Source organism: Jannaschia sp. M317, from assembly GCF_025141175.1.
Lineage (GTDB): Bacteria > Pseudomonadota > Alphaproteobacteria > Rhodobacterales > Rhodobacteraceae > Jannaschia.
The window spans coordinates 3526555-3536370 of record NZ_CP081155.1 but is presented as its reverse complement, the minus strand read 5'-3'; the positions used below and the strand labels follow the sequence as shown (position 1 = coordinate 3536370).

At 65.2% G+C, this 9816-nt stretch carries 10 protein-coding genes; 3 read left to right on the top strand and 7 right to left on the bottom strand.

What is annotated here, in order from left to right:
• Nucleotides 1–37 precede the first annotated feature (37 nt).
• The 4 genes from K3551_RS18075 to mutM form a co-directional block, all read right to left on the bottom strand.
• A complete protein-coding gene (locus K3551_RS18075; RefSeq protein ID WP_259916520.1) occupies nt 38–484 on the bottom strand; it encodes a rhodanese-like domain-containing protein in 447 nt (148 codons plus the stop codon).
• 218 nt (nt 485–702) lie between these two features.
• A complete protein-coding gene (gene rpsT / locus K3551_RS18070) occupies nt 703–969 on the bottom strand; it encodes a 30S ribosomal protein S20 (protein WP_259916517.1) in 267 nt (88 codons plus the stop codon).
• A gap of 216 nt (nt 970–1185) precedes the next feature.
• Nucleotides 1186–1962, bottom strand: a complete 777-nt coding sequence (locus tag K3551_RS18065) for an enoyl-CoA hydratase (RefSeq protein WP_259916515.1) — start codon at nt 1960–1962, stop codon at nt 1186–1188.
• 61 nt (nt 1963–2023) lie between these two features.
• Entirely contained in the window at nt 2024–2872 is an 849-nt protein-coding gene (gene mutM / locus K3551_RS18060) for a bifunctional DNA-formamidopyrimidine glycosylase/DNA-(apurinic or apyrimidinic site) lyase (protein WP_259916513.1), read from the bottom strand.
• Between the two features lie 69 nt (nt 2873–2941).
• Here mutM and ubiE point away from each other — a divergent pair, with 69 nt between their 5' ends.
• Nucleotides 2942–3703, top strand: a complete 762-nt coding sequence (gene ubiE / locus K3551_RS18055) for a bifunctional demethylmenaquinone methyltransferase/2-methoxy-6-polyprenyl-1,4-benzoquinol methylase UbiE (RefSeq protein ID WP_259916512.1) — start codon at nt 2942–2944, stop codon at nt 3701–3703.
• Nucleotides 3700–5229, top strand: coding sequence for a 2-polyprenylphenol 6-hydroxylase (ubiB, locus tag K3551_RS18050; RefSeq protein WP_259916510.1), 1530 nt, complete (start codon nt 3700–3702; stop codon nt 5227–5229). The genes ubiE and ubiB overlap by 4 nt, the downstream gene beginning before the upstream one ends.
• A 14-nt stretch (nt 5230–5243) precedes the next feature.
• Here the strand turns inward: ubiB and K3551_RS18045 are convergent, their stop codons facing one another.
• Complete coding sequence (locus K3551_RS18045; protein WP_259916507.1) at nt 5244–5903, bottom strand: flagellar hook capping FlgD N-terminal domain-containing protein; 660 nt, start codon at nt 5901–5903, stop codon at nt 5244–5246.
• Between the two features lie 8 nt (nt 5904–5911).
• The gene (locus tag K3551_RS18040; RefSeq protein ID WP_259916506.1) at nt 5912–6646 is read right to left on the bottom strand and encodes a flagellar hook-length control protein FliK; all 735 of its coding nucleotides are present in this window, start codon (nt 6644–6646) and stop codon (nt 5912–5914) included.
• A 2279-nt stretch (nt 6647–8925) separates the two neighbouring features.
• Here K3551_RS18040 and K3551_RS18035 point away from each other — a divergent pair.
• Complete coding sequence (locus tag K3551_RS18035; RefSeq protein WP_259916505.1) at nt 8926–9198, top strand: rod-binding protein; 273 nt, start codon at nt 8926–8928, stop codon at nt 9196–9198.
• Here K3551_RS18035 and K3551_RS18030 read toward each other — a convergent pair.
• Nucleotides 9195–9776, bottom strand: a complete 582-nt coding sequence (locus tag K3551_RS18030) for a transglycosylase SLT domain-containing protein (protein ID WP_259916504.1) — start codon at nt 9774–9776, stop codon at nt 9195–9197. The two genes, K3551_RS18035 and K3551_RS18030, sit on opposite strands and share 4 nt — an antisense overlap.
• Nucleotides 9777–9816: the final 40 nt, after the last annotated feature.

Here is a 9816-nt window from a genome sequence, read left to right as displayed (position 1 = left end):
TCTCTTTCGGTCCTACCCGTTTCTTATTGTTGTCGTCTCAGGACTGGCGCCAGGCCAGCCCCCGGGCTTTCCAACCGTTGAAGCCCCCCCGGTGATCGTCCGCGTCCAGATCGCCCTCGAACCCTTCGGCCACATTCACACACGGCACGGCCTGTCCCTGTTCAGCCAGGGCGTCGGCCACGGCAGCCGCCGCGTGCAAGGACCGAACGCCGGAGCGGCACAGGAACAACAGCCTGGAGGGCGTCGCCTCCAGCTGATCCAGCAGCGCCCCGACGAAGTCCGGGTTCTGTGCCATGCCGGGCCAGGACTTCCATTCCAATTGAATGACGTCCTGTCCCAGGCTCGACACATCAGGCCCGCCGACGAATCCCCATTCGGCGCGGGTCCGGACATCCACCAGCACGGCGGCAGCGTCTTTCGACAAAATATCCCAAGCTTCCCGAGGATTTACCTCGGAAATGGTGGGAGCAGCTTCCGTGCTCATGAACATCCCCTGATAGCGATCTGACTCGCGTTCCAGAGGTTTAGCTTTTGCGGTGACGGGGCTTCAACGACTCTTCGATGTTGACTCCGGGGGGGAGGAAAACGAATCCGCCGAGGGGGGTGCAAGTGCCGGATTCACAGGCACAAAAAAGCCCGCCGAGGGGCGGGCTTTCGAATCTCTTGACTGTGGATTCTCCGCCAGTGGCAGAGAGCGTGGAATCACGCGCCCAGCGACTTTACCCGGCTGGTCAGGCGGGACATTTTCCGCGCGGCGGTGTTCTTGTGGAAGACGCCTTTGGTCACACCACGCATCAGCTCGGGCTGGGCGGCTTTCAGGGCTTCGGCGGCGACGGCCTGGTCGCCGGAGGCGATTGCCTCTTCGACGGCGCGCAGGTGCGTGCGGATGCGCGAACGGCGTGCCTTGTTGATGGCAAAGCGGCGCTCGTTCTGGCGGGCGCGTTTCTTGGCTTGGGGCGAATTGGCCATATGATCGGTCCTTCGGGTCGGTTTGTTCAATTGCTGACGTGCAAGACACCGACCCTTGCGACGGGCAAACCGTCACGGATCCAATCCGGCCAGAGCGGGCCTCACACGCATGATGGGCGGCAAATACGGGGTCGGCCCTGAAACGTCAAGACGCCGGCGGCGGATCAATTTCTTCGAAGAAATTGACCAAATCCTTCCAAGGATTTGGTGCCCTGTTCACTTGTCGCGGAACTGAGGTTCCCGTTTCTCGACGAAGGCATCCATGCCTTCCTTGCGGTCCTCGGTCGCGAAGAGCGCGTGGAACAGACGCTTTTCGAACAAGAGCCCGTCGCGGAGGCCCAGTTCCTGGCTTTGGTTCACCGCTTCCTTTGCGGCCTGAGCCGTGATCAGCGACTTCTCTGCGATCTTGCCTGCGGCCGACATCGCCTCGTCCAGCAGTTTCTTGGCCGGCACGACGCGGCTGACCAGGCCTGACCGCTCCGCCTCTTCGGCGTCCATGAAGCGGCCAGTCAGGTGCATGTCCATCGACTTGGCCTTGCCGACGGCGCGGGTCAGGCGTTGCGTGCCGCCGAGGCCCGCGATGACGCCCAGGTTGATCTCGGGCTGGCCGAATTTCGCGGTATCTGCGGCAATGATGAAATCACACATCATCGCCAACTCGCATCCGCCGCCCAGGGCATAGCCCGCAACGGCGGCGATGATGGGCTTGCGCACGCGCATCACGGCGTCGGCCTCTGCGCCAAACAGGTCGCCCATGAAGACGTCTACGAATCCCTTCGACGACATTTCCCGGATGTCGGCCCCGGCGGCAAAGGCCTTTTCGGATCCGGTCAGGACGATGCAGCGCACCTTGTCGTTCGATTGCGCCGCGGCCAGCGCCTTTGACAGCTCTGACAGCAAGGTCGAGTTCAGCGCGTTCAACGCCTCTGGACGGTCCAGTTTGATCAGGGCGACATGATTGCTCACATCGACGTTCAAGGTTTGATAGCCCATGAGACGCTCCGCAGGGTTGGCCTGAGCACCTTGCCTGCCTGCATTCGCGGGGCGGTTCAAGTCATCTCTGACAGGTGACGCAGTGGAAGCTGGAGCGGCCGGACTGCACCGTGCGTCGGATGACACCCGCGCAGCCCTCGGTCGGGCAGGGGGCACCTTCACGGTCGTAGACGCGGAAATTGTGCTGAAAGTACCCCAGTTCACCATCCGCCTGCCGGTGATCGCGCAGGGACGATCCGCCCGCTGCAATGGCCTCGCCCAGGACCTCGCGGATGACGGGAACCAACGCGCGCACCCGTCCCTCGGAGATCCGGCCCGCCTTGCGCAGCGGGCTTATGCCCACGCGGTGCAACGCCTCGCAGACGTAGATATTGCCCAAACCCGCGACGATCCGCTGATCCAGCAGCGCCGATTTCACCGGTGTGTTGCGGCCCCGGAACGCGTCGACCAGATGTTCCTCGTCAAAGGCGTTGCCCAAGGGCTCCGGCCCCAGTTTCTCGATCAGCCAATGCTGGTCCAGCGACTGGGTCTGTGCCAGGTCCATTGCACCGAACCGGCGGGCATCGTTGAAGGTGACGCGGTGGGTTTCGGTATGAAAGATGACGTGGTCGTGTTGTGGCAGCCAGGCAGCCTCGCGGTGGAACTGGCCCAGGCGCAGGTCGTCGACCACCATCCGCCCCGACATGCCCAGGTGCACGATCAGCGTCTCGCCGGTGTCCAGGTCCAACAACAGGTATTTCGACCGCCGCCCCAGCCGCGTGATCACCGCGCCTTGCAACCTTTCGGCCATCCGTTCGGGAAAGCGCCAGCGCAGATCGGGGCGGTTTACATCGACCCGGACGAGGCGCGCGCCCTCCAGTGCGGGGGTCAGCCCGCGACGAACGGTCTCAACTTCTGGCAGTTCCGGCATCGGCCCCTCGCGTTGCAGGCGCGCCACCGCGCCCTATAAGTCATCTCGACACATGAGGACGGGCGCGACATGACGCAAGACGACACCCCCACGGGCCGCACCACGCATTTCGGCTTTCAGGATGTGCCCGAAGACGCCAAGGCCGGGATGGTCCACGGCGTGTTCACCAATGTCGCGTCAAAGTATGACGTGATGAACGACGCCATGTCGATGGGGGTTCACCGGGTCTGGAAAGACGCGATGATGGATTGGCTGGCCCCGCGCCCTGGTCAGCGTCTGCTGGATGTCGCAGGCGGGACCGGCGACATCTCGTTTCGGTTCCTGACCCGCGCGCCGTCCGCCCACGCCACGGTTTTCGACATGACCGAGGGCATGCTGGTCGCGGGCCGCCAACGGGCCGAGGCCGAGAACATGGCCGACCGGCTGGATTGGGTGGCGGGCGACGCCATGGCCCTGCCGTTCGAGGCCAACACCTTCGACGTCTACACCATCAGTTTTGGCATTCGGAACGTGACCCGCATCCCCGATGCCCTGCGCGAGGCGTATCGCGTGCTGCGCCCGGGCGGGCGGTTGATGGTTCTGGAGTTCAGCCAGCTGCCCAACCCATTGATGCAAAAGGCCTATGATCTCTATTCCTTCAACGTCATCCCCCGCATGGGCGAGGCCATTGCAGGGGACAGGGACAGCTATCAATACCTGGTCGAGTCGATCCGCAAGTTTCCCGATCAGGACCGTTTCGCGGGGATGATCGTCGACGCGGGCTTTGACAATGTGAAGTATCGCAACCTCAGCTTCGGCATCGCGGCGCTGCATTCCGGCTGGAAGCTGTGAGAGGGCCCCACAATATCTGGCGGTTGATTCGCACTGCCGGCACCTTTGAGAGGACGGGCGCGATGGATGTCGTGCTCGATCAACTGGACGCCCCGCGCGAGCTGCGGATCGCCGCGCGCGTGTTGGGCTGGCCGTTCAAATGGCTGGGCTACGACGGCGACCCGGATCTGCCGCCGGTGACCCGTGCCATCACGGCGCTGGGCCCCAGCTACATCAAGTTCGGACAGATCCTGTCGACCCGCCCGGATTTTGTCGGCGGTGATCTGGCGCTGCAATTGCGCGTGTTGCAGGACAAGCTGCCGCCGTTCCCGACCGCCGAGGCCCGCGCCATGATCGAGCGCGATCTGGGCATGCCGGTCGATGTTCTGTTCTCGGAGTTTTCGGAACCCGTTGCCGCAGCCTCCATCGCGCAGGTGCATCAGGCGCGTCGCGCCGATGACGGGCGCAAGATGGCGGTGAAGGTTCTGCGCCCCGGCATCGCCCGCGCCTTTCGTCGGGATATCGACGCCTTCTACATGGCCGCGCGCCTGATCGAGATCCTGTCCCCGCAGGCGCGGCGCCTGCGCCCGATGGACGTGATCGCCCATTTCGATGCCACCGTGGAGCAGGAGCTGGACCTGCGCACCGAGGCCGCCGCCGCCGGGGAGTTCAAGGCCAACACCGCCCGTGACGAGGGATTCGAGGTGCCTGCGGTCGATTGGAACCTGTCGGGGCGCGCGGTCATGACGCTCGACTGGGAAGAGGGCGCGCAGATGGCCGACCTGGCGGCCATCGACGCGGCGGGCCACGACCGCGCCGCGCTTGCCGACCGGGTGTTGCAGGTGTTCCTGCGCCACGCGCTGCGCGACGGCTATTTCCACGCTGACATGCATCAGGGCAATCTCAAGGTGTCCCCATCTGGCGACATCATCGCCCTTGATTTTGGGATCATGGGGCGGCTCGATGAATACACGCGGCGGGTCTATGCTGAAATCCTGATGGGCTTCATCCGCAAGGATTATCGCCGCGTCGCAGAGGTGCACTTCGAGGCGGGCTATGTGCCCGCCGACCGAGACGTCGACCTTTTTGCCCAGGCCCTGCGCGCGGTCGGAGAGCCGATCTTTGGCATGGATGCCTCGCGCATTTCGATGGGCCGGCTGCTGGCCTATCTGTTCGAAGTGACGGAACGGTTCGGGATGGAGACGCGCACCGAGCTAATCTTGCTGCAACGCACCATGGTGGTGGTCGAGGGTGTGGCCCGCACGTTGAATCCGCACATGAATATCTGGCAGGCCGCCGGGCCCGAGGTCGAACGCTATATCCGCGAAAACCTGGGCCCGCGCGCCTTTGCCCGCGATCTGACCCGGACCGCCCGTGTCCTTGCCCGGTTCGGCCCTCATCTGCCGCAAGCGGTCGAGGATGCGCTGCGCCGGACCGAACGGACGGTGGTTCTGCCGCCGCGGACAGGCCGGACGCGCGCCCTTTGGTTCCTGTTGGGTGTTGGCGCGACCCTGGCGGCGGCCCTGGCGATTTCGGGGCTGACCTAGCGGCTCGGCCTTCGTCAGGCTGCGGGCCGCACGGCTGTCGTCTCACCGATGCCAATGCGGATCCCGCCAGGCAGCAGCAAGTCCGCCCCGCCGGTGCCAAGCGTGACCTCTTCGACCGGGGCGTAGTGGCTGACCGGTCTCTGCCCGAGCTCCTGCTCGCCGGCGTAGGCGGCGATCTGAACGTCGTAGATGCCCTCCGGCAGTTGACCGCCACGCCCGTCGTCCCCGGCCCAGTCGATGCGGTCCGCGGTGCGGTCCACCGGAACGCGCAAGACCTCGTCCCCTTTTGAATCCGTGACGACCATCTCGGCTCGGTCGGCGGCCACCGGAATGTCAGGCAGCATCTGGACCCCATCATGTGACAGCAACAACGGCCCTTGGTGGCGGACCTCCATCCCGATCCAGCCGGCCGCCACGGCCATGTCCTGTCGCGCCAGTTTCGCGCCCATGTCGGCGAGCAATTCGTTGGTGCGCACGGCCTGCTCCACGCCCGAAAACTGAGCGAGCTGGGCCGCGTACTCGGTCCCGTCGGTCGGCTCCAGCGGGTCTTGATTGCGGATTTGCGCGGTCAGAAGTTTCAGAAAGGTGTCGAGATCCGAGCTGAGCGCCTTGCGCGCGCCTGTCTCGGTCTGCGATGCCGCGCTGGCGGATGATGTAGCGTTTATTGCGTTCATGTCGGATCCTAAAGTCTCATGTCCAGTCGGTTGGCGTCTGTTCGGGAAGGGGTCGGGCCGGTCGGTTCATCGATGGAATTGGCCGCGGCCGATGTGCCGTGCCGTCCCTCGGCGGTCTGGTCCCGTGCGGCGGAGTGGCCCGCGCCTTCGGCCCCGACATGCACCCCGCTGATGTTGATGCCGTCGGACGTGAGCGACCGTTGCAGCGTATCCAGATGGCGCCGGACCAGGTCGAGCGTTTCGGGCCGTTCGACCGTGATCGTGACCTGCAGGCCCCGCTCGCCTTGTTGCAGCACCATCTTCAGGCGTCCGAGCTCCACCGGAGAAAGCTCTATCTCCGTCCCTTCCGTTTGGGATCTGCGAACTGAAACCCCATCGGCGTCTTGCTGCTGAAGCTCTGCGAGCTGTTGCCGGATATGAACGGGCAGGGCCGTCGAAAGCTGGTTAACCGGAACAGAGGCAGTTGGCGCGATCTGTGCAGGTCCCGCCAACGCCGATTGGTCCGCATCGCGCAAAGGCCCCGGTCCGATTGTATCGCCCAGAAAGCTGGGCGCGAGGGTCGCGGAGCCGGGGTCTCTCTCGGCTGCGGGGCGCAGCGTCGCAGAGGCGTCGAAGTCTGGACGACCGACAACGGGCGTGGCGGGTGTGGCGGTTGGTGAGGGGGTGTCACGGGCCGCGTCCGAGGGTGGCGGGCCGTCAATCTGGATCGGCTCATGGCGATGGGCCGCGACCTCGCGCGGCAAGGATATCTCGGGCGCTGGGGTTGGCATGTCCGTTGCGCTGACGACGCTCGGCTTGACTGTCGATAGACTCGCAGAATGTTGCGCGGCTGGAAGGATCATCGCCGGTGCGACATTCAGGCGTGCCGGCAACCGTCCGTCGCGAGGGTGGAGAGTGTTCGGTTCGATGTCCAATGGGGCGGGGCGATCCGCCTTCGGGGCCGTGTCGGGCACGTGATAGACGATGCCGTGGGTTTCGCGGCGTGGCACCTGTCCTGAAGGACGGAGTTGGAATGACTCGCTCTGCCGTGACATCATCGGTGCCGGTTCTGACCTGTCCCAGCGTTCGGCAGGAGGCAGGATTGGCTGAGTCATACCGCTTTGCGGCGGTCCCATAGACATCTCTACGGGGTTGGCGCCGGCCCTTATGATGACCTCGCGATGGGCGGTCGGGTATGGCGCATGGCCCGGATCGACCGAATCGAGGGGGGCTATCGCCGGTATCCCTGCTGAGCGACCTTGCATTTGAATTGGGCGCGGATCCGGCAAGGGGCCGATGGGCCGCCGATCCGCGCCACCGGTATCCGTGATTGCAGTAGGCGTGCGCTGCACCGCTGCGTCTGGCGCGGCCGGTGCCCGACCTTGCCCCACAGGCGACGGGGCCAAGGTGTGCCTGACATGGCCATCACCGGGTTGCGCCACAGGCTGGTGCGCGGGCGTCGGATCCGTCGCCTTGGCTGCCGGGGCCGGGGCCGGGGCGGGAGGCGCTGCTACCTGTGTCGCGCTCGGCAGGGGATCCTTGCCGACGAGGGTGCGTTGCTTCGCTGGCGGAGCCGGATATCTGCCCATTGTCTGATCTGGATGCAGCCGAATGGGGGCGGTCGAGGCGGCGGCCCCTGTGCTGTCTGTTGCCAGAAAGGGGGGCGATGGCCGGTCGTACAACCCATTGCCAATGCGCGCGGGCCTTTGGGTGGGGCCGGCGTTCTGGGGCAAGGGGACGGGGTGCACGGTCGCATCGTTCATGCGCCCAGCGGCTGAGCCGTCCGGTTTGAAGGCTCGGTCCGGGGGCAGGGGCTGCGTTCGTGTTTCGGCCGCAGAACCGTCCGCCGTAATCGGGTGAGCCTGCGACCGCACCGCGTCGTCGGAAGGCGAAGGCGACGCGCCGTCTCGTGGCAGAGGTCCGGTTGGGTCAATCGCGACGGTTGGAAGTGTGGCCTTATCGGCAGGCTGAACGGACTCGCGCGGGACATGATGCGTGGGCGCGGGGCTTTGGCCCCTTGCGAACGGGGGCCGCGGGGCGGCCGATGTGCGCGGGTCGGTCAACCGGTCCCGCGCGGTGACGAGCGGCGCGGGCGTCAGGCTGCGGCCCGCTGTTATCGCAGGTATTTGCGGCGCGGCGCGGTCGTTTTGAACCGAAAGGGGGACATCTGTGGTGGACGTGGTGTCCGGATTTTTGGCCCCTCCACCCAGCCCTGCAAGGGGGGCGGATCGCGGAGAGGCTGGAGCGAGCGGGAGCGTCCTTTCGATACCGACGGGGGGAGGCGCATCATATTGGCGGCTGTCCGGAGGAGCGAGGTCAACGTCCTGTTCGGTCGCGGCACTTTCGAAGGTCACGTGCCCTGGTGGATCTAGCCGCGTCCCTTTGGCGGAGGTGTGCCGCTCGGAGGGAATAGCGGGCCCATCGGCGATCAAGGCCTGCCTTGGCGTGGGCTCGGTCGGGCGAGGCGTTTCGGTCTGGTCCGGGCGGGACGGAAGGGGAGGCATGACGTCAGTCTGTGCGCGACCTTCCTGGTTCGGATGTTGCGCAGCCTCGATTGGCTGGCGAAGGGGGGACGCGACAGGATGATGCGCACGCCAGTCGGCCCTGGGCAGGTCGTCGACCAAGTCGCCGGGGGGTGCGGTTTTGCCAGTGCTGTGCGCGGGCACCTTGTCCAATTCGGTCGTCTGGCGCCCGGCGGGATCCGTCTGGGTGCCCGTCTCGGCAGGTTTTTCTGTTGATTTCCTGTGCGCCGAGTTTGCGGCCCCGTCGCGCGCAGCCTGTTCGCCCAGATCGCGTAGAAAGTCGCCGAAGGATTCCGCCGTCACGCCTTCGCGCCCCCGTGCGGCAAGGGCAGTCCCGTCGGCAGCGCGGATCACAGTCTTGGAGAGCGGACCTGTTGCGGGGCGTTCTGCCCCCAGATAATTCGGTAACATGATACCCCCAAAGACGTTCATCTTTTGTGGGTCTATCATCCGGGCATTACGAAACCCTTTACCCGGATCTGTTCAAAGGGGCGCAGAGATCTCAACACGGAAGGTCCGCCATGATCGCGCCAATTCCCGTCCAATCGACAGAACCGCCGCCTACGCCCGCGCGGGATCAGAAACTGCGCGCACAGGCGGAAGCGTTGGAGGCGTTCCTTTTTGCCGAACTTTTGCGTGTGGCCGACACCGGCGCACCCTCACCGCATGGCGGGGGAACGTCGGAGTTCGACAGCTTTCTGCGGCAGGCCCAGGCTCAGGCGGTTGCCGAAAGCGGTCAGACCGGCTTGGCCGAGGCCATCTACCAGTCCATGCAACGCACCCTGCAGCCCTAGCGACAGGACCGCAGCTGTGTCTGATAGGTGGCGGCGCGGGCTTCGATCTCGCCGGCGATTCGCATCAGCCAGGGTTTCGCGCGATAGGTGCCGCGTCGGTATCCGGTGCGCCCGTCATGATAGGCGAGGTATTGGTTCCGCGCATCCGTCAGCGGAATGCCGAGGCGCCGATTCGACTCCGCCATGTACCAGCCCATGAAATCCGTGGCGTCGCGGATGTTGTCGCGTTTCGCCCGGCGTTTTCCCTGCTCGCGCTGATACTCCTTCCAGGTCGCGTCAAGCGCCTGGGAATACCCGAAGGCGCTGCTTTGGCGGCCGATCGGAATCACACCCAAGGAATAGCGCAGCGGTGTGCGCGCATCTGAAATAAACTTGGATTCCTGATAGATGGTCGCCATCTGGACGTGGACCGGGACGCCCCATTTCCGTTCTGCCGCGCGGAAGGCGCGCAGGTAGCCGGGGCGCTGGTCCAGGATGGAACAGGCATTGTCGAGGTTGCTGGGCGCTTTGCCGGAGCCACCACCCCCGCCGCACGCGGCGAGAAGCAGCAGACAGGCGATCTGCATCATTCGTTTCATGTTCACTGCTCGGTTCTTTGTTTTCGACCGTTTCAGGCAC